Origin of the sequence: Mesorhizobium atlanticum, from assembly GCF_003289965.1 — a bacterium.
Classification (GTDB): Bacteria; Pseudomonadota; Alphaproteobacteria; order Rhizobiales; family Rhizobiaceae; genus Mesorhizobium; species Mesorhizobium atlanticum.
In genome coordinates, this window is sequence record NZ_QMBQ01000002.1 from 430,914 (window position 1) to 449,963 (window position 19,050).

Here is a 19,050-nt window from a genome sequence, read left to right on the forward strand (position 1 = left end):
CAATTCTTGGATTCTTGCCGGAATCGATCCTTGTGCCCGGTGCTGGCGAAGCCGGCGGCCGGACCCGAAACACGTCACGTTTACGAAGACACACTCACGGACGCGAACGGCGCCCAACCGCGCCGAATCCCTCCAGGGAACGCGAAACCGTCCGCGTCTGGTGCCGGCCTGGCGCCGGAACTTGAGACTTTGGGTGGTCGCCGCGCCCCCCGTGGACCGGCTGATTCGGGTCTAATCTACCCGCAGATGAATCCGACATCAAACGCGATTTGACAAATTCGAATCCGATGGACTCGCGTTGCGACTCAGCGGCCGATCTTCGCGTTGCCTGGCGATGATCTCAAAGTCGAATTGAGCCGATGATTTCCCGGTCAGGTCGCAAAAAAAGACGCCCCCGGTTGCATTCGGGGGCGTCTGCCTTTCGGTCGAATTGCGCTCTAGCGATCCTCGAATCCGGTCAACACACCGACGGCGTTGATGCCGATTTCTTCGACCGCATAGCCGCCTTCCATGACGAAGAGCGTCGGCAGACCCAGCTTGGCGATGCGACGGCCGATCTTGGGATAATCCTCGCTCTTCAGCTTGAACTGGCTGATCGGGTCCTTCTCGAAGGTGTCGACGCCGAGCGACACGATGACGATGTCGGGCGCGTAGGCCGCGAGCCTGGCACAGGCGTCTTCCAGCGATGCGCTCCAGCCGTCCCAGTTTGTGCCGAAGGGCATCGGATAGTTGACGTTGAACCCTTCGCCTTCGCCCTCGCCGCGCTCGTCGGCGTGGCCGAGGAAGAAGGGATACTCGACCATCGGATCGCCATGCAGATTGAGGACCTGGATGTCGCCGCGGCGATAGAAGATCTCCTGTGTGCCGTTGCCGTGATGGTAGTCGACATCGAGGATCGACACGCGCCTGGCGCCCTGGTCGCGGAACCATTGCGCGACGACGGCAGCGTTGTTGATGAAGCAATAGCCGCCCATGAAGGCAGCACCCGCATGGTGGCCTGGCGGGCGGCAAAGCGCGAAGGCGGTCCGCTCGCCGCCCTTGACCAGGGCCGCCGCCGTCAGCGCGACGTCGTAGGATGATTTGATTGCCGCCCAGGTGCCTTCGACGAAGGTAGCGCCTGCATCGAAAGAGTAATAGCCGAGCAAGGCATCGATGCGCTTCGGCGGCACGTCGCCGCGCAGGCCGCGTGTCGGCCAGGTGAAGCCCATGGCCGAGCCGGTGAAGCCGGCGGCGATCCATTCAGGCCAGACCGTCGGCAGGAAATCGATGTAGCGGGCGTCATGCACGCGCTTGGCGGCCGCGAGGTCGTGCTCGACCGGTCCGATGATCGGCCCGAGCTTCTCGCTCTCCACCCGCGCCTTGATGAATTCGGCCCGCGAAGGTTTCTCGAAGCCGGGCACGATGGCCGATGTGACCAGTTCCATCTGGCCGGAATGGCCGGCGTGGAGAGGCGAAAACACAGTCTTCATAGGAATCCCCTGGAGTGCGAAATGAGTTGGAAATGCGAAGTCAGTCGAGGTTGAGATGGGGGGTCACGAGAGCCAGCCACATGGCTTCCACATCGTCCTCGATGAGGTCGAACGTCTTGCGATCCCGCTTCAGTCCGACAAGCCTGCAGGCGTGCCCGACCTCCATCATCACCAGGCCCAGCCGCTTGGCGGTCTTTTCCTCGAGCGCCGGGTTCACATGCTGCAGCCAGGCCGCATAGAGGGCGATGATATCCTTGTCGTATTCGTCCTGGATCGGCCTGAGGTCGGCGTTGCCGGAAATGGCCTCGATCACCGGCATCAGGGTCGCGTTGTCGAGATAGATCCGCGACGTGTCGATAAAGAGCTTGCGCACTTCGCGGCGAAACTCTTCGCGGTTGGTGGGTGGGGCGACTTTGATACGCTTGGCGATCACCTCGGGAAAGGACGACAGCCAGCGCCTGCCGAGTTCGAGAAGGATGGCTTCCTTGTTGGGGAAATATTGGTAGACCGAACCGACTGACAGGCCCGCGCGCTGCGCGATAGCGAGCGTCGTCGGGGTCTTGGTTCCTTGCTCGCGGGTCAGGATCAGCGCTGCGTCGAGAATCCTGTCAACCACCTTGCTTGACCGTTGCTGCCGCGGCTGCTTGCGCGGTTCGAGCGCTATTTTGGTCTTGCGGTCGAGACTGCGCTTCACTGCCCGTTGCCCCCGTTCCCCGCTCGGCCCCACCATCGGCGCGCGGTGCAATCCACTATACATGCCAAATTCCGGCTGTTGACAAACGCGAATAAACAGTCGCATTCTTTATCCACGCTGTCTTCAACGATAACAAGGGGAATTTCGAAGACGGCGCATCGGCATCGACTTTCGTCCATGGCGTCGCCCCGGTGGAGCGGCCGCTTGTCGGGCGTGGCCTTGTCGATCCCTCAGCAAAATGTGGAGTCGCGATGTCGGTAGTGGATGGCGGTGCGGATCTGGTGGTCGTCAACGGCCGAGTGCTGACCATGGACGATGACAATCCCGTCGCCGAGGCTGTTGCCGTCAAGGACGGCGTCATCGTCGCCATCGGCAACCGCGCTTCCATCGAAGAACTCAAAGGACCGGCGACAAAGGTTGTCGACGCCCAGGGCGGCTCGGTGCTGCCGGGTTTCATCGAGGCGCATATGCACCTCTTCGGCGGCGCGGCCGAACTCGACAACCTGCATCTGGCGGGCGTGCATGGCTTCGACGCGCTGCGCGACGCGATCCAGGATTTCGCCGCCAAACGTCCGGACGCCAGGCTGCTGATCGGCGCCGGCGTCGACTACGCGATCCTGCCCGAGCCGGTGACGCGCCACGATCTCGACCGCATCATTCCCGACCGGCCCTTCGCCATGTCGGCATCCGACCACCACACGATGTGGGCGAACACCAAGGCACTGGAAGAGGCCGGCCTGCTGCATGGCAGGAAAGTCGGGCAGGGCAACGAGGTCGTCATGGGCTCCGACGGGCTGGCCGCCGGCGAGCTGCGCGAGGGCGAGGCGTTCGGGCCGGTCCTCGATCACTATGGAGCAAGCCGGACACGGCTTGGCCTCGAAGGCGCCGAACCGGATCCCTATCCTTCCGCGGAGGAGCTGGCGGCCGATCGCGACCTGATGCATCGCGGCCTTGCATGGTGCGCCAAGCACGGCATCACCTCGATCCAGAACATGGACGGCAACCTCTACCAGCTTGAGCTTCTGGCCGGTCTGGAGAAAGAGGGAAGGTTGCTTTGCCGTACCAAAATTCCGTTCCACTTCAAGAACTTCATGAAGCTGGATATGCTGGAAAAGGCCTCGCGCATGGCCGCGACCTATAAGTCCGAATGGCTGTCGTCGGGCATGGTCAAGGTCTTCTATGACGGCGTGCTGGATTCCTGGACGGCGGTGATGGTCGACGACTATGCCGACCGTCCCGGCTGGCGCGGCGAGCCGCTGTTTTCGCCTGAGCATTTCGCCGAAGTGGCGGTCGAGGCCGACAGGCGCGGGCTGCAGATCGCCGTGCATTCGATCGGCGACGGCGCTGTGCGCGCGGTGCTCGACGGCTATCAGGCGGCGGCGAAGAAGAACGGCAGGCGCGACAGCCGCCATCGCGTCGAGCATATCGAGGTGATCACGGCCCCCGACGTGCCGCGCTTCGCCGAACTTGGCGTTCTGGCTTCGATGCAGCCGGCGCATCCGCCGGGGGCGATGAATTTCCCAATGGAGCCGACGATCTCGCGCATCGGTCGCGACAAGTGGCCGTTGAGTTACGCCTGGCGCACGCTGAAAAATGCCGGCGCGCGCGTGGTGTTCGCCTCCGACTGGCCGGTTTCTCCGGTCGATCCAATCCTGTCCATCCAGGCGGCAGTCATGCGCAAGCCTTGGGCAGAAGGCATGCCCGACCAGAGCTTCTCCCTGCGGGAGGCAATAGAGGGCTACACGGTCGAGGGCGCCTATGCGGAGTTCATGGAAGATCGCAAGGGTCGGCTGAAAACCGGCTACCTCGGCGATATCGTCGTTTTGTCGGCTGATATCGAGGCGACCGCGCCGGAGGCGTTGCACACAGTGCACCCGGTGACCACCATCTGTGGAGGGAAGATCACCTACCAAGCCTAACGATGGCATAGGAATTGCTTAATTGAAGTCGACGCCCGGATCCGGTCACTGCTTGGCAGTTGTCAAGCCGCCCGGCTTATGGTGACAATCAAAACAGGAACACACCTGCCGACAAGAGCAGGCTCTCTCAATGGGGTAATCGTGCCGGAACAACCGGGTAAGAACGCGATCGAAGTTCGCGGTGTTCGCAAGGTCTTTGGAACCGGCGAAAACCAGGTAGCCGCTCTCGACACGGTATCGGTGTCGATCCGCGAAAATGAGTTTTTCACACTGCTCGGCCCGTCCGGATGCGGAAAGACGACGCTGCTGAGATTGATTGCCGGCTTCGATTTCCCGACCGCCGGCGAAATCCTGCTGCACGGCCAGGACATCGCGCCGCTGCCGCCGTTCAAACGCCCGGTCAACACCGTATTCCAGAGCTACGCACTGTTCCCGCATATGACCGTGGCGCAGAATATCGGCTTCGGCCTGGAAATGCTCGGCAAGCCGAAAGCCGAGATCGAGGCGCGCGTCGCGCAGATGCTGAAGCTGGTCAAGATGGAGGCGCTGAAGGCGCGCCGCACCAGCCAAATCTCCGGCGGCCAGCAGCAGCGCGTGGCGCTCGCCCGCGCGCTGGCGCCGCAGCCGAAGGTGCTGCTGCTCGACGAGCCGTTGTCGGCGCTCGACTACAAGCTGCGCAAGGAAATGCAGATCGAGTTGAAGCGGCTGCAGCACGAGACCGGCATCACCTTCATCTTCGTCACCCACGACCAGGAAGAAGCGCTGACCATGTCCGATCGCATCGCGGTGATGTCGGCCGGCAAGATCCTGCAAGTCGGCACGCCGCGCGACATCTATGACCGGCCGGCCGAACGTTTCGTCGCCGACTTCATCGGCGAGACCAATTTCCTGCCGGGCACGGTGGTGTCGAAGCAGGCCGGCGTGGCGACGGTCAAATTCGCCAGCAGCGCCACGATCAGCGCCGGCTATCCGGAAGGCTTCGATCCGACCGGCGAGGTGACGCTGGTGGTTCGTCCCGAGCATGCCGATCTGGTCCCCGATCCGGCCAAGGGCACGATCGCCGGCACGCTCTCCAACATCGTCTATTTCGGCACCGACACGCATTACCACGTCAAGCTCGACGGCGGCGGCGAGAATTTCATCGTGCGTCACCAGAACAGCCGTTCGAGCGCGGTGACCTACGAGACCGGCGTCAAGGTCGGCATCCAGTTCGAGGAGGACGCCGCCCGCGTCCTGAAAGACTGATGACGACAGCTGCTCTCTCCTCAGCCCCGCCCTCCAAGGCCGCGTTGTTCGAAGCCAAGGCGGTGAAAAGCAGCGCACGACGCAACCGGCTCCTGTCGCTGCCGGCGCTGATCATCATCGGCATTTTCGGCGTGCTGCCGCTGATCATCATCTGCGTCTACTCGTTCCTCGTCGCAGCACCCTATGGCGGCGTGCAGTGGCAGTTCTCGACCGACGCCTATCTGAACTTCCTGTTCCAGCGCGACATTTTCGACGACACGCTGCAATTCACGCCGGACTTCCTGATCATCTACCTGCGTTCGTTCCTGTTCGCCGTGGTGACGACTGTCATCTGCCTGCTGCTCGGTTTTCCGACCGCCTATTTCATGGCGACGCGGCCGCCGGCGCAGCGCAATTGGTGGGTGCTTCTGATCACCATCCCGTTCTGGTCGAACCTTCTGGTCCGCACACTGGCGATCATGTTCATCATCCGTGACGAGGGCCTGATCAACAACGCGCTGATCGGGCTCGGCGTGATCGATAAGCCGATCACCATGCTCTACACCAACTTCGCCATCCAGCTCGGCCTGCTCTATGCCTTCCTTCCGTTCATGGTGCTGCCGCTCTATTCGAGCCTCGAGAAGCTCGACTTCCGGCTGATCGAAGCGGCCTACGACCTCTACGCGACGCGCCGGCAGGTGCTGTGGAGGGTGATCATTCCGCTGTCGAAGCCCGGCATCATCGCCGGATGCCTGCTGGTGTTCATCCCGGCGCTCGGCGCCTATGTGACGCCGCTGATCCTGGGCGGCGGCATCCATCTGATGATCGGCGACCTGATCGCGCAGCAATTCGGCTCGGGGCGCAACTGGCCGCTCGGCTGCGCGCAGGCGCTGATCCTCATGGCCGCCGTGCTGGTTGCGCTTTACTTCTATGTCCGCAACACGTCCGGCAAGGTGCAGCATGGCTGAGCCTCGCGTCATGGATATCAAGGATCAGCCGGGCTTCCGCACGATCGCCATCATCTGCCTGCTGGTGCTCTATGTGCCGGTGCTGATCCTGATGATCTTCTCGCTCAACAGCGGCTCACTGGTCACGCATTGGGAAGGCGTCACGCTCGGCTGGTACGGCACCGCGTTCCTCAACGAGGAATTCCATGCGGCTGCGAGGAACACGCTGATCATCTCGGTGACCGCGACGATCGTCTCGACGATTTGCGCGACACTGGCGGCGATCGGCATGACCCGGGTGAAGCCGTGGCGTGGGCTGGCTGCGGCCTTCATGGTCATCAACCTGCCGCTGATGGTGCCCGAGATCATCACGGCGGTTGCGACGCTCTCCTTCTTCGCGCTGATCGCCGGCGTGTTCGGACTGAATTTCGGCATCGGCAATCTGATCCTCGCCCACACCGTTTTCTGCATCCCCTTCGCCTATATGCCGATCCGGGCGCGGCTGGAGGACATGGACCTGACGCTGGAATATGCCGCAGCCGATCTTTACGCGACGCCGTGGAACGCCTTCAGGCGCATCACGCTGCCGCTCTTGGTTCCCGGCATCATGTCGGGCGCAGCACTCGCCTTCATCGTCTCCTTCGACGATTTCACCATCACGCAGCTCGTCGCCGGTCCCGGCCAGACGACGCTGCCCCTCTATATCTGGAACCAGATCCGGCGGCCGATGACGCCCGAGATCAACGCCATCTCCACCATTCTGCTCATGGTGTCGATCCTGTTCGTCTCGGTCTCGTTCCTGATTGCGCGCCGACGCGCCAAATGAGCTCCAACACACAACAATGGGAAGGCAAGGAGAACATAAAATGTCTTTAAAACTGATGGCGGCCGTTTCCGCGGCCGTGCTTTTATGGGCAGTGCCGGCGCTGGCCGACGGCGAACTGCACATCTACAATTGGGGTGACTACACCAATCCGAAGCTGATCGAGAAGTTCGAGAAGCAGTACAACATCAAGGTGACGCTGGACGACTACGACTCCAACGAAACCATGCTGTCCAAGGTGCGCGCCGGCAATTCCGGCTACGACATCGTGGTGCCGTCCGACTACACCGTGAAGATCATGGTCGAAGAGGGCCTGCTCGAAAAGACCGAGCCCAACGCGATGCCGAACGGCAAGAACATCGATCCGCGCTTCGTCGACGTCTATTGGGACAAGGGCCGGCACTACACCGCGCCGTGGCAGTTCGGCACGACCGCATTCTCCGTCAACATGGACAAGTTCAAGGGCGACATCAACACGCTGGCGATCCTGTTCAACCCGCCGGATGAGCTGAAGGGCCAGATCAACGTGCTCGACGATGTCAACTCCGTCATGCACGCGGCCGAGCGCTATGCCGGCGTGCCGCGCTGCGGCGCCGACAAGGCCAATTTGAAGAAGGTCAACGATATACTGATGGCCGCCAAGCCGTCGTGGAAGACCTTCAGCTATGACACCATCACCAAGATCACCTCCGGCGACGTCATCGTCTCGGAGCAGTGGAACGGCGCCAGCTACCGCTCGCGCCAGAAGATCCCGGCGATCAAATATGCCTACCCGAAGGAAGGCATCGAAGGCTGGATGGACAATGTCGCGGTGCTGAAGGGCGCCAAGAACCTCGACAACGCCAAGCTGTTTCAGGACTTCGTCATGGCGCCTGAGAACGCGGCGCTGATCTCGGACTTCGCCGGTTACGACAATGGCATCGCCGGCAGCCACAAATTCCTGTCGCCGGAGTTCGCCAACTCGCCCGAGATCAGCCCTCCGGCCGGCTCGCCCACGCCCGAATTCGTGCCGCCGTGCCCGCCGGACGTGGTGGAGATCTACAACAAGATCTGGACCAACCTGCGCAAATAAATCAGCGCAACGCATGAAAGGAGGGGAGGCTCCGGCCTCCCTTTTTTGTGACTGTTTCCGTGCATGTCATTCCCCCAAACCGCGGCGCGCTTTGGGCGACCTGCATCAGGGAGGGACCATGACCTCGTCCTATCGCAATTCCGATCCGCGGCCACCGATCATGCAGGGCTCGCCGCCGCAACTGATCCCTCCGAAACTCGATTGGGACAGGGGTCCCTGGAACCGCTGGGCATTCCAAAACATCCGTGAGGTGCTGCCGACCGTCGAGGTCTGGCGCGGCCACGGTCATCGCCGCCGTCTCGAGCGTGCCGAGGTCGACCTCGACGATCTGCCGGTGGTGGACAGCACGGGTGCGCCGACAACGCTCGCAAGTCTGCTCGACGAGACCTACACGGATGGCTTCCTGGTGCTCAAGGACGGCAGAATAGCCTATGAGTGCTACTTCAACGGCATGGACGAGCGCTCGCTACATCTGTCGCAGTCGATGGCGAAGTCGGTGACGGGATCGGTGTTCGGCATCCTGGTCGGACGCGGCCTGATCGACCCGGCCAGGCTGGTGACCGATTATCTGCCGGAGCTTGACCAGACCGCCTGGGCCGGCGCCACCGTGCAACAGGTGCTCGACATGACGACGGGCGTCCGCTTTTCCGAGGAATACACCGATCGCTATTCCGAGATCGGCCAGGTCGATGTCGCCAGCGGCTGGAAACCGGTGCCGCCCGGCAGCGATCCCGACTTCCAATGGCCTTCGCATATGTTCGAACTGATCCTGCGGCTGAAGGACAAGGTCAGGCCGCATGGCGAGGCTTTCGAATACCGCTCGATCGAAACCGACGTGCTCGCCTTCATCATGGAGCGGGTGACCGGCAAGCGCCTGGCGCAGCTCGTCTCGGAGGAGCTGTGGCAAAAGCTCGGCGCCGACGAGAGCGCCTGCTTCACCGTCGACAGCGCCGGCTATGCGCTGGCCGAGGGCGGCTTCAACGCGACGCTGCGCGATTATGGCCGCTTCGGACAATTGATCCTCGACAATGGCGGCGACGTCATCCCGGCCGAATGGATCGAGGCGACGCGCAGCGGCAGGCATGGGCGGAATTTCAGCCCGAGCCTTCCGGACGGCAGCTATCGCAACCAGTTCTGGATCGAGGATTCTCGCTCGCGCTCGCTGATGTGCCGCGGCGTGTTCGGCCAATTGATCCATATGAGCTGGGAACACCGGATGGTCGTGGTGAAGCTTTCGACCTATCCGGATTTCCTCAACGCCGCCTATTCGGTGGCGACGCAGAAGGCGGTGCACGCCATCGCCGCCGCGTTGGCTTGAACACCTCCAAGATGGCAACCGCGAGAGCATCATGACCGGCAAGACCGCGTTCGAGACCCAGTATGGCTTTGCCCGCAAGGATGTGAGGCTTGAGACCTGGCGGCTGGCGCCGTTCAACCGATGGTCGTTCCAGAATGTCGGCGAACTGGTGCCGAGCGTGCATGTCGCGGCGGCGCCTGGCGGCGAGGATCAGGCAAAATCCCTGGGGGCGCTGCTCGAGGAGAACATCTCGTTCGCCGGCGGCAGGGAAACTGTCCAGAGCTTCTTGAAGCGCTCCGATACGGACGGGCTGACAATCCTGAAGGGCGGCAAGCTGGTCGGCGACTGGTCGGCGCCGCATATGCCGTTCGGCTCCCGCCACATCATCTTTTCGATCAGCAAGTCGGTGACCGCCATTCTTGCCGGCATATTGGAAGGCGAGGGGCTGTTCGATCCCAACGCGCCGGTGACGCACTACATCCCCGAGGCCAAGGGCTCGGCCTATGGCGATGCGAGTGTGCGCAATGTGCTCGACATGACGGTGAGCCTCGATTTCGAGGAAGCCTATCTCGATCCGGAAAGCGCGTTTGCCCGTTATCGCCGTTCGACCCTGTGGAATCCGGGCGGCGGGTCGGAAAGCCTCGCGGCATTCCTGCTGACGCTGCAGCGTCTCGCCGAGCCGCACGGACAGACCTATCGCTACCGATCGCCCAATTCGGACATGCTTGGCATCCTGGTGGAGCGGGCATCGGGCAGGCGCGTCAGCCAATTGCTCGGCGAAAAGCTGTGGCTGCCGCTGGGTGCCGCAAGCGACATGTCGGTGACGGTCGACATGGAAGGCACGGCGCGCACGGCCGGCGGCATGTCGATGACGCCGCGCGATCTCGCCCGTATCGGCGAGATGATGCGGCAGGGCGGCATGGCGAGCAACCGCCGCATCGTCCCGGAAGCCTGGGTGCGCGACACGGTCGCGGCCGGCGGCAGCCATGAAGCCTGGCAGCGCGGCACGATGGTGTTTTTGTTCCCGAAGGGACGCTACCGCAACAAATGGTACCAGACCGGCCACGACAGCGGCGCCTTCTGCGGCATCGGCATCCACGGCCAGTGGCTCTACGTCAATCCTAAGACGGAAGTGGTCATCGCCAAGATGTCGTCGCAGCCGGAGCCGGTAGACGACAAGCTGGATGGGAGCGTTGTGGCGTTCTTCGAGGCGTTGAGCCGGATGGTTTGAGTCGACCAGAGCTGGTTCCAAAGGCTGTTTTCTGTGGACCTTCGGCCCCTGATGAAACCGTTGCGGTTGGCGTAGCGGCTCTCGCGGCCTATGGTCGCCGCTCTTTTCGGCAGGGATCGGCATGGCATCGGACATCAAGCGCATCGCAGCAATCATCGCGACTGAAATCGGCGCGCGACCGGAGCAGGCGGCAGCTGCGATCGGGCTGCTGGACGAAGGGGCGACGGTGCCTTTCGTGGCCCGCTACCGCAAGGAAGTCACCGGCGGTTTGGACGATACGCAGTTGCGCGACCTTTCCGAGCGGCTCGCCTATCTGCGCGAGCTTGATGCGCGGCGCGAGACAATTGTCAGCTCCATCCGCGAGCAGGGCAAGCTGACCGAGGAACTGGAAGCCAAGATCGCCGCGGCCGCCACAAAAGCGGAACTGGAGGATATCTATCTTCCCTACAAGCCGAAGCGGCGCACCAAGGCCGAGATCGCCAAGGAGCGCGGGCTCGGGCCGCTCGCCGAGGCGATCCTCGCCGACCGCTCCAAAATTCCGGCCGAGCTGGCGCTCGCCTATGTCACGGAAGAGGTGGCGGATACCAAGGCGGCGCTGGAAGGCGCGCGCGACATCCTGTCGGAGCAGTTTGCCGAGAATGCCGACCTGGTCGGCAAGCTTCGCGCCTATATGAAGGAACGCGCCTTCCTGCGTGCGAAAGTCGTCGACGGCAAGCAGGAGGCCGGCGCGAAATTCTCCGACTATTTCGATCATGTCGAGCGCTGGTCGGGCGTGCCCAGCCACCGCGCCCTGGCCATGCTGCGCGGCCGCAACGAAGAGGTGCTGTCGCTCGACATCGAGGTTGATGCCGACGATCAATCGCCGGTGAAACCAGTCGAGCGTATGATCGCCAATGCCTATGCCATCGGCGGGACGCTGCCGGGTGACAAATGGCTGATGGAGGTCGCCGGCTGGACCTGGCGGATAAAACTGTCGCTGCATCTGACGCTTGACCTGATGCGCGATTTGCGTGAGCGGGCGGAGGAAGAAGCGATCCATGTCTTTGCCCGCAATCTGAAGGATCTACTGCTGGCGGCCCCTGCCGGCTCGCGGCCGACCATGGGGCTCGACCCGGGCATCCGCACCGGCGTCAAGGTGGCGGTGGTCGACGGCACCGGCAAGCTGGTGGCGACCACGACCGTCTATCCGTTCCCGCCGAAGAACGATGTGCGCGGCACGCAGGCCGAGCTTGCAGCGCTTATCCGCCAGCATAAGGTGGAGCTGATCTCGATCGGCAACGGCACCGGCAGCCGCGAGACCGAAAAGCTGGTTGCCGACATGCTGTCGGACCTGCCGGCCGGTGCCGGGCCGAAGCCGCTCAAGGTGATCGTCAGCGAAGCGGGTGCTTCGGTCTATTCCGCGTCGGCCACGGCAGCGGCGGAGTTCCCGGGCCTCGATGTCTCGCTGCGCGGTGCGGTGTCGATCGCCCGGCGCCTGCAGGATCCGCTGGCCGAACTGGTCAAGATCGAGCCGAAATCGATCGGCGTCGGCCAATACCAGCACGATGTCGACCAGTACCGGCTCGGCCGTTCGCTGGAAGCGGTGGTGGAGGACGCGGTGAACGCGGTCGGCGTCGACCTCAACACGGCGTCGGCGCCGCTTTTGGCGCGCGTCTCTGGACTGGGGCCGTCGCTCGCCGAAGCGATTGTCGCGCATCGCGACGCGGCCGGGCCGTTTGCCAGCCGCAAGGACCTGCTCAAGGTGGCGCGGCTCGGGCCGCGCGCTTTCGAGCAAAGCGCGGGTTTTCTGCGCATTCCGAATGGCGTGGAGCCGCTCGATGCGTCCTCGGTGCATCCGGAAGCCTATGGCGTGGCGAAGAAGATCGTTGCCGCTTGCGGCCGCGACGTGCGCGCGCTGATGGGCGACAGTGCCGCGCTCAAGGCGCTCGACCCGCGCGTCTTCGTCGACGAGCGTTTCGGCCTGCCGACGGTGCGCGACATCATCGCCGAGCTGGAAAAGCCCGGACGCGACCCGCGACCCGGTTTCAAGACCGCGACTTTTGCCGAGGGCGTCGACGACATCAAGGATCTGAAACCCGGCATGCTGCTCGAAGGCACCGTCACCAATGTCGCGGCCTTCGGCGCCTTCGTCGACATCGGCGTGCACCAGGACGGGCTGGTGCATGTCTCGCAGCTTGCCGACCGCTTCATCAAGGATGCGCATGAGGTGGTGAAGGCGGGCGACGTGGTGAAGGTGCGCGTCGTCGATGTCGACATCAAGCGCAAGCGTATCGGCTTGTCGATGCGCAAGGACGGCGGCGATGGTGCGCCTCGCGGTGGCCAGCGCGATCACGGCGGCGGCAAGCCGGCGCCGCGCTCGGCGGCGCCGCAGCGCCAGCCGGAACGGCCATCGCAGGGCGCGTTCGGCGCGGCGCTCGCCGAGGCGATGAAGCGCAAGTAGCCTTGAATGGTCCCTTGCAATCGATAGAGCGTTATCTACCATTCGTGTGTGGAGAGACGCGCGATATGGCAAGTTTCGAGGAAGTAGGTGTCCGCGAGTTGGGGCGTCTTTGGGACGAGGGCATGGCGAGTGGCAGTTCGGTCGATGGAAACCAGGCCTTCGCCCGGATCAAAAACAAGCTCGATGCGAAAGTTGCCGAAATGCAAGTCACAATGACGCTACGCCTTCAGTCAGAAGCCGAGGCGATGAAGCGCAAGTAGCTACCAGGCCAGCACTGCCGGCTCCTTGCCGATCTGACCCAACAGCCAGTCGCGAAAACTGGCGACCGGCGGGTGGCCGCGCTTGTCGTGCGGCACGACCAGATAATAGGCGCTGCGGCTTTGCATCGGCTGGCCGGGGGCGGGCACCAACTGGCCGCGCTGCAATTCTCCGGCAATCAGGATTTCCGGCAGCAGTGCCACGCCGAGGCCAGCCATGCAGGCTTGGGCGACCGTGCCGAACTGCTCGAACTGCATGCCGGGACCGGTCGGCGCCTCGAGCCCTTGCGCTTCGAACCACTCGCTCCAAGCGCCGGGGCGGGTCGCCATATGCAGCAGCGGCAGGCGGCTGATATCGGCCGGCTCGGCGATGTCGCGGCTGGCCAGGAATTCCGGCGAAACCACCGGCATCACGGTTTCGCGCATCAAAAGCGTGCTCTCGGCCTCCGGCCAGTCGGGCATGCCGTGATGGATGGCGGCGTCCAGCCGCTCGCGGGCGAAGTCGAACCGTCCGATGCGGGTGGCGAAGTTGATGGTAATGTCGGGATGGCGGGCGACGAAATCCGGGATCAGCGGCATCAGCCAGCGCGTGCCGAAGGTCGGCAGGATGGCAAGGTTCAAGGCGCCGCTATGCCGATTGCTCATCAATCCGAGCGCGGCATCGCGCAACTGGCCAAGCGCCAAGCGCACCGCTTCGGCGTAGGTCTCGCCGGCCGCCGACAACCGGACATTGCGGCTGTCACGCTCGAACAGCCGGCGGCCGAACTGTTCTTCCAACAGGTTGATCTGGCGGCTGACGGCGCCTTGGGTTAGGTCGAGCTCACGCGCGGCGGCGGTGAAGGAACCAAGCCGCGCCACCGCCTCGAAGGCGGCAAGCGCGGCGGTGTTGGGCAAAAGGCGGCGCTGAACACTCATGATCCATTACTATCGCTCATTGATCCGTGATGCAATTTCGTTTGATTTTTCACCTGCGCAGGCGGATAAGCCGGGCACATCACAATACTGGGAGCCCGAGGCCATGGCCGCCGAGAAGAACGCTTTCGTCTGGAACGACCCTTTCCTGATCGAGGACCAGCTTTCCGAGGACGAGCGCATGGTGCGTGACGGCGCGGCCGCCTTCGCTGCCGACAGGCTGGCGCCGCGCATCGAGGAAGCCTACGCCGAGGAGAAGACCGATCCCTCGATCTTCCGCGAGATGGGCGAGGCGGGTCTGCTCGGCATCACCATTCCGGAGGAATATGGCGGGCTTGGCGCTGGATACGTGACCTACGGGCTGGTGGCGCGCGAAGTCGAGCGTATCGATTCCGGCTATAGGTCGATGATGAGCGTGCAGTCGTCGCTGGTCATGTACCCTATCCATGCCTATGGCTCGGAAACGCAGCGCAAGAAATACCTGCCGAAGCTGGCGTCGGGGGAATGGATCGGCTGCTTCGGCCTGACCGAGCCGGATGCCGGCTCCGATCCGGGCGGCATGAAGACGCGCGCCGAGAAGACCGTCAACGGCTACAAGCTCTCCGGTTCCAAGATGTGGATCTCCAACGCGCCGATCGCCGACGTTTTCGTCGTATGGGCGAAGTCGGCCGCGCATGACAACCAGATCCGCGGTTTCATTCTGGAGAAGGGCATGAAAGGGCTTTCGGCGCCGAAGATCGGCGGCAAGCTCTCGCTGCGCGCCTCGATCACAGGCGAGGTGGTGATGGAAGGCGTCGAGGTCGGCGAGGAAGCGCTGTTGCCCAATGTCTCGGGCCTGAAAGGTCCGTTCGGCTGTCTCAACCGCGCGCGCTACGGCATCTCCTGGGGCGCCATGGGCGCGGCGGAAGATTGCTGGCACCGGGCGCGGCAATATGGCCTCGACCGCAAACAATTCGGCAAGCCGCTTGCCGGCACTCAGCTCTTCCAGAAGAAGCTCGCCGACATGCAGACGGAGATCGCGCTCGGCCTGCAGGGCTCATTGCGCGTCGGCCGGCTGATGGACGAAGGCAAGATGGCGCCGGAGATGATCTCCATCGTCAAGCGCAACAATTGCGGCAAGGCGCTCGACATCGCCCGCCAGGCCCGCGACATGCATGGCGGCAACGGCATCCAGATCGGCTACCACGTCATGCGCCACGCGCAGAACCTGGAGACGGTGAACACCTATGAGGGCACGCATGACGTGCATGCGCTGATCCTCGGAAGGGCGCAAACCGGCATCCAGGCGTTTTTCTAAGCCGGCAACGCTGCTTAAATTAGGTGCAGCGCAACATCTCTGCTTGGAAAACGGCCAGCATCTATGTCAGGGTTCGGCGGATTGAAACGCCGAACTCCGGGGCACCATGGCAATTCTGGCAGCCGTCCATCACCTGACCCATTACAAATACGACCGGCCGGTGGTGCTTGGTCCCCAGGTGATCAGGCTGCAGCCCGCGCCGCATTCGCGCACCAAGGTGCTCAGCCATTCGCTGAAGGTCGAGCCGAAGAACCACTTCGTCAATCTGCAGCAGGACCCCTACGGCAATTTCCTCGCCCGCTTCGTCTTCCCCGAGCCGGTGACCGAACTTAAGATCGAGGTCGACCTCGTCGCCGATATGACGGTCTACAATCCGTTCGATTTCTTCGTCGAGGAAAGCGCCGAAACCTTCCCGTTCGATTATCCCGAGGAGATCAGGGAAGACCTCGCCATCTACCGCACGCCGGAGCCGGCCGGACCGCTGCTGTCGAAGTTCCTGGAAAGCATCGACCGCAGCCCGACAAACACCGTCAATTTCCTCGTCGATCTCAATGCCAGGCTGCAGCGCGAGATCGCGTATATCGTGCGCATGGAGACCGGCGTCTTCTCGCCGGAGGAGACGCTGGCCGCGAAAAAAGGCTCGTGCCGGGATTCGAGCTGGCTGCTGGTGCAGATCCTGCGCAATCTCGGCATCGCCGCGCGCTTTGTATCCGGCTATTTGATCCAGTTGAAACCTGACCTCGTCGCACTCGACGGGCCGCCCGGAACGTCGGTCGATTTCACCGATCTGCACGCCTGGTGCGAGGTCTATATTCCAGGCGCCGGTTGGATCGGCTTCGACCCGACCTCCGGCCTGCTGACCGGCGAAAGCCATGTGCCGCTGGCGGCGACGCCACATTATCGCAATGCCGCGCCCATCTCCGGCATGGCGAGCTTCGCCAATGTCGATTTCGGCTTCGATATGCGGGTCGACCGAATCGCCGAGCATCCGCGCATCACCAAGCCGTTCTCGGATGAGAGCTGGGAAGCGCTCGATGCTCTCGGCAACAAGGTCGATGCCGTTTTGCGGGAGCAGGACGTGCGGCTCACCATGGGCGGCGAGCCGACCTTCGTGTCGATCGACGATTTCGAATCCGCGGAATGGAACACCGCAGCCGTCGGTCCGACCAAGCGCGACAAGGCGGACCAGCTCATCCGCCGGCTGCGCGAACGCTTCGCGCCGGGTGGTTTTCTCCATTATGGCCAGGGCAAGTGGTATCCGGGCGAAAGCCTGCCGCGCTGGACCTTCTCGCTCTACTGGCGCACCGACGGCGAGCCGGTCTGGCGCGACCCGTCATTGATCGCTCGGGAGAAGGGCAATGCCGCGGTCGGACCCGAACAGGCCGAAAGCCTGCTCACGGCAATCGCCGGCGAGCTCGGCATCGATAAAGCAATGGTCAGCGAGGCCTATGAGGATCCGGCCGAATGGCTGCTCAAGGAAGGCAAGCTGCCGGACAATGTCGATCCGTCGAATTCGAAGCTGGAAGACCCGGAGGAGCGCAGCCGCATGGCGCGTGTCTTCGAGCGCGGTTTGACCAAGCCGTCCGGCTATGTGCTGCCGGTGCAGCGCTGGAACAGCCAGGCCGCCGGGCAGCGCTGGCGCTCGGAGAAATGGAAGACAAGGCGGGGCCGCCTGTTCCTGGTGCCGGGCGACTCCCCGGTCGGCTATCGTCTGCCGCTCGGCACACTGCCTTATGTGCCGCCGGCGCAATTCCCCTATATCGTGCCGGTCGATCCCTCCGTGCCGCGCGGCGCGCTGCCGACGCGCGAGGCCATCTTGCCCCAACCGTCGCCAGCTGAACTGGAAGGCGCGGACGAAATGGCACGCCGCCAGCAGGCCGTGTCTTTCACGGCCGCGACCGGCCAGCAAGACCGTGTCGAGCAGGAGATCACGGAGATCGGCGGCGCGGTGCGCACCGCGCTCACCGTCGAGCCGCGCGATGGGCGGCTCTGCGTGTTCATGCCGCCGGTCGAGGCGCTGGAAGACTATCTCGAACTGGTGGCCGCGGCCGAGAACGCGGCAAAGGCCATCGGCCTGCCGGTGCATATCGAGGGTTATGCTCCGCCGCACGATCCGCGCCTCAACGTCATCCGCGTGGCGCCCGATCCTGGCGTGATCGAGGTGAACATCCACCCGGCCGCCAACTGGCAGGAATGCGTCGCCACCACCACGGCGATCTACGAGGAAGCACGGCAGTCGCGGCTCGGCACCGACAAGTTCATGATCGACGGCCGCCATACCGGCACCGGCGGCGGCAACCATGTCGTGGTCGGCGGCGCGACGCCCAATGACAGCCCGTTCCTGCGCCGCCCCGACCTGTTGAAGAGCCTGGTGCTGCAATGGCAGCGGCATACGTCGCTGTCCTACCTGTTTTCCGGCCTGTTCATCGGTCCGACCAGCCAGGCGCCGCGCTTCGACGAGGCGCGGCACGATTCACTTTACGAGCTGGAGATCGCCCTGGCGCAGGTGCCTCATCCGGAAAAGGGCAATGCACCCTTGCCATGGCTGGTAGACCGGTTGTTCCGCAACCTCCTTACCGACGTGACCGGCAACACGCACCGTTCGGAAATCTGCATCGACAAATTGTTCTCCCCGGACGGCCCGACCGGCCGGCTGGGACTGGTCGAGTTCCGCGGCTTCGAGATGCCGCCCAATGCGCGCATGTCGCTCGCCCAGCAGTTGCTGGTCCGCGCAATCATCGCCCGGGCCTGGAAGAACCCGCTCGACGGACGCTTCGTGCGCTGGGGCACGTCGCTGCATGACCGCTTCATGCTGCCGCATTATGTCTGGGCGGATTTCCTCGACGTGCTGGAGGATTTGAAGCTCAACGGCTTCGATTTCCGCCCCGAATGGTTCGCGGCTCAGCTCGAATTCCGCTTCCCCTTCTGCGGCGAGGTTCAGCATGCCGGCGTCAAGCTGGAATTGAGGCAGGCGCTGGAGCCCTGGCATGTGATGGGCGAGCAGGGCGCGATCGGCGGCACGGTCCGCTTCGTCGATTCTTCCGTCGAGCGGCTGCAGGTGCGGACCGAGGGGCTCAATCCCGAGCGTCACGCCATTGTCTGCAACGGCCGCATCGTGCCGATGAAGGTCACCGACAACCGCGAGGTCGCGGTGGCCGGCGTGCGCTTCAAGGCATGGCAGCCGGCCTCCGGCCTGCATCCGGCGCTGCCGGTCAACACGCCGCTGGTCTTCGACATCTATGACCGCTGGTCGGGCCGCTCGGTCGGCGGCTGCGTCTACCATGTCGCGCACCCGGGCGGCCGCAACTACGACACCTTCCCGGTCAACGGCAACGAGGCCGAGGCGCGGCGCCTTGCCCGCTTCGAGCCGCGCGGCCATACGCCCGGCGGCTATGTGCTGCGTGACGAAGAAGCCTCTGAAGAGTTCCCGATGACCCTTGACCTCAGGCGGCCGGCGAGACTCTGATC

14 protein-coding genes are annotated in these 19,050 nt (G+C 63.6%); 11 read left to right on the forward strand and 3 right to left on the reverse strand.

Annotated elements, in window-relative coordinates; translation table 11 throughout:
* Window positions 1–437: 437 nt before the first annotated feature.
* On the reverse strand, window positions 438–1,469 hold the full coding sequence (locus tag DPM35_RS07170; protein ID WP_112126603.1) for a histone deacetylase family protein: 1,032 nt from the start codon (window positions 1,467–1,469) through the stop codon (window positions 438–440).
* Window positions 1,470–1,509: 40 nt separating this feature from the next.
* Complete coding sequence (locus tag DPM35_RS07175; RefSeq protein WP_245431461.1) at window positions 1,510–2,214, reverse strand: TetR/AcrR family transcriptional regulator; 705 nt, start codon at window positions 2,212–2,214, stop codon at window positions 1,510–1,512.
* A 200-nt stretch (window positions 2,215–2,414) separates the two neighbouring features.
* Here DPM35_RS07175 and DPM35_RS07180 point away from each other — a divergent pair, with 200 nt between their 5' ends.
* The 9 genes from DPM35_RS07180 to DPM35_RS07220 all read left to right on the forward strand — a co-directional run bounded on the left by DPM35_RS07180 (window position 2,415) and on the right by DPM35_RS07220 (window position 13,376).
* On the forward strand, window positions 2,415–4,082 hold the full coding sequence (locus tag DPM35_RS07180) for an amidohydrolase (protein WP_112126605.1): 1,668 nt from the start codon (window positions 2,415–2,417) through the stop codon (window positions 4,080–4,082).
* Window positions 4,083–4,223: 141 nt separating this feature from the next.
* Entirely contained in the window at window positions 4,224–5,327 is a 1,104-nt protein-coding gene (locus DPM35_RS07185) for an ABC transporter ATP-binding protein (RefSeq protein ID WP_112126606.1), read from the forward strand.
* On the forward strand, window positions 5,327–6,274 hold the full coding sequence (locus DPM35_RS07190; RefSeq protein WP_112126607.1) for an ABC transporter permease: 948 nt from the start codon (window positions 5,327–5,329) through the stop codon (window positions 6,272–6,274). Before DPM35_RS07185 ends, DPM35_RS07190 begins: the two co-directional genes overlap by 1 nt.
* On the forward strand, window positions 6,267–7,079 hold the full coding sequence (locus DPM35_RS07195) for an ABC transporter permease (protein WP_112126608.1): 813 nt from the start codon (window positions 6,267–6,269) through the stop codon (window positions 7,077–7,079). Before DPM35_RS07190 ends, DPM35_RS07195 begins: the two co-directional genes overlap by 8 nt.
* 40 nt (window positions 7,080–7,119) lie before the next feature.
* A complete protein-coding gene (locus tag DPM35_RS07200; RefSeq protein WP_181591945.1) occupies window positions 7,120–8,148 on the forward strand; it encodes an extracellular solute-binding protein in 1,029 nt (342 codons plus the stop codon).
* A gap of 118 nt (window positions 8,149–8,266) precedes the next feature.
* Window positions 8,267–9,466 carry a serine hydrolase domain-containing protein gene (locus tag DPM35_RS07205; protein WP_112126610.1) on the forward strand — a complete coding sequence of 400 codons (1,200 nt, stop codon included), beginning with the start codon at window positions 8,267–8,269 and terminating at the stop codon, window positions 9,464–9,466.
* 31 nt (window positions 9,467–9,497) lie between these two features.
* Window positions 9,498–10,676: a serine hydrolase domain-containing protein gene (locus tag DPM35_RS07210; protein WP_112126611.1), complete on the forward strand. Its 1,179-nt coding sequence runs from the start codon at window positions 9,498–9,500 to the stop codon at window positions 10,674–10,676.
* Window positions 10,677–10,797: 121 nt separating this feature from the next.
* Window positions 10,798–13,116, forward strand: a complete 2,319-nt coding sequence (locus DPM35_RS07215) for a Tex family protein (protein WP_112126612.1) — start codon at window positions 10,798–10,800, stop codon at window positions 13,114–13,116.
* A gap of 65 nt (window positions 13,117–13,181) precedes the next feature.
* A complete protein-coding gene (locus DPM35_RS07220; RefSeq protein WP_112126613.1) occupies window positions 13,182–13,376 on the forward strand; it encodes a hypothetical protein in 195 nt (64 codons plus the stop codon).
* Here DPM35_RS07220 and DPM35_RS07225 read toward each other — a convergent pair whose 3' ends face one another.
* Complete coding sequence (locus DPM35_RS07225) at window positions 13,377–14,288, reverse strand: LysR family transcriptional regulator (protein WP_112126614.1); 912 nt, start codon at window positions 14,286–14,288, stop codon at window positions 13,377–13,379.
* A 103-nt stretch (window positions 14,289–14,391) separates the two neighbouring features.
* On the opposite strand from DPM35_RS07225, the gene DPM35_RS07230 reads away from it, so the two are divergent.
* Together DPM35_RS07230 and DPM35_RS07235 are read left to right on the forward strand one after the other, a co-directional pair.
* Window positions 14,392–15,582, forward strand: a complete 1,191-nt coding sequence (locus tag DPM35_RS07230) for an acyl-CoA dehydrogenase (RefSeq protein WP_112126615.1) — start codon at window positions 14,392–14,394, stop codon at window positions 15,580–15,582.
* Between the two features lie 106 nt (window positions 15,583–15,688).
* Window positions 15,689–19,048 (forward strand): transglutaminase family protein, encoded by a 3,360-nt coding sequence (locus DPM35_RS07235; protein ID WP_112126616.1) that lies wholly within the window; start codon window positions 15,689–15,691, stop codon window positions 19,046–19,048.
* Window positions 19,049–19,050 lie beyond the last annotated feature (2 nt).

Bases quoted from the DNA above. Each gene is read 5' to 3' on its own strand.
- DPM35_RS07210 (WP_112126611.1), top strand. From the start codon at position 9,498: ATGACCGGCAAGACCGCGTTCGAGACCCAGTATGGCTTTGCCCGCAAG.
- DPM35_RS07205 (WP_112126610.1), top strand. From the start codon at position 8,267: ATGACCTCGTCCTATCGCAATTCCGATCCGCGGCCACCGATCATGCAG.
- DPM35_RS07225 (WP_112126614.1), bottom strand. From the start codon at position 14,288: ATGAGTGTTCAGCGCCGCCTTTTGCCCAACACCGCCGCGCTTGCCGCC.
- DPM35_RS07230 (WP_112126615.1), top strand. From the start codon at position 14,392: ATGGCCGCCGAGAAGAACGCTTTCGTCTGGAACGACCCTTTCCTGATC.
- DPM35_RS07180 (WP_112126605.1), top strand. From the start codon at position 2,415: ATGTCGGTAGTGGATGGCGGTGCGGATCTGGTGGTCGTCAACGGCCGA.
- DPM35_RS07235 (WP_112126616.1), top strand. From the start codon at position 15,689: ATGGCAATTCTGGCAGCCGTCCATCACCTGACCCATTACAAATACGAC.
- DPM35_RS07220 (WP_112126613.1), top strand. From the start codon at position 13,182: ATGGCAAGTTTCGAGGAAGTAGGTGTCCGCGAGTTGGGGCGTCTTTGG.
- DPM35_RS07200 (WP_181591945.1), top strand. From the start codon at position 7,120: ATGTCTTTAAAACTGATGGCGGCCGTTTCCGCGGCCGTGCTTTTATGG.
- DPM35_RS07195 (WP_112126608.1), top strand. From the start codon at position 6,267: ATGGCTGAGCCTCGCGTCATGGATATCAAGGATCAGCCGGGCTTCCGC.
- DPM35_RS07170 (WP_112126603.1), bottom strand. From the start codon at position 1,469: ATGAAGACTGTGTTTTCGCCTCTCCACGCCGGCCATTCCGGCCAGATG.
- DPM35_RS07190 (WP_112126607.1), top strand. From the start codon at position 5,327: ATGACGACAGCTGCTCTCTCCTCAGCCCCGCCCTCCAAGGCCGCGTTG.
- DPM35_RS07215 (WP_112126612.1), top strand. From the start codon at position 10,798: ATGGCATCGGACATCAAGCGCATCGCAGCAATCATCGCGACTGAAATC.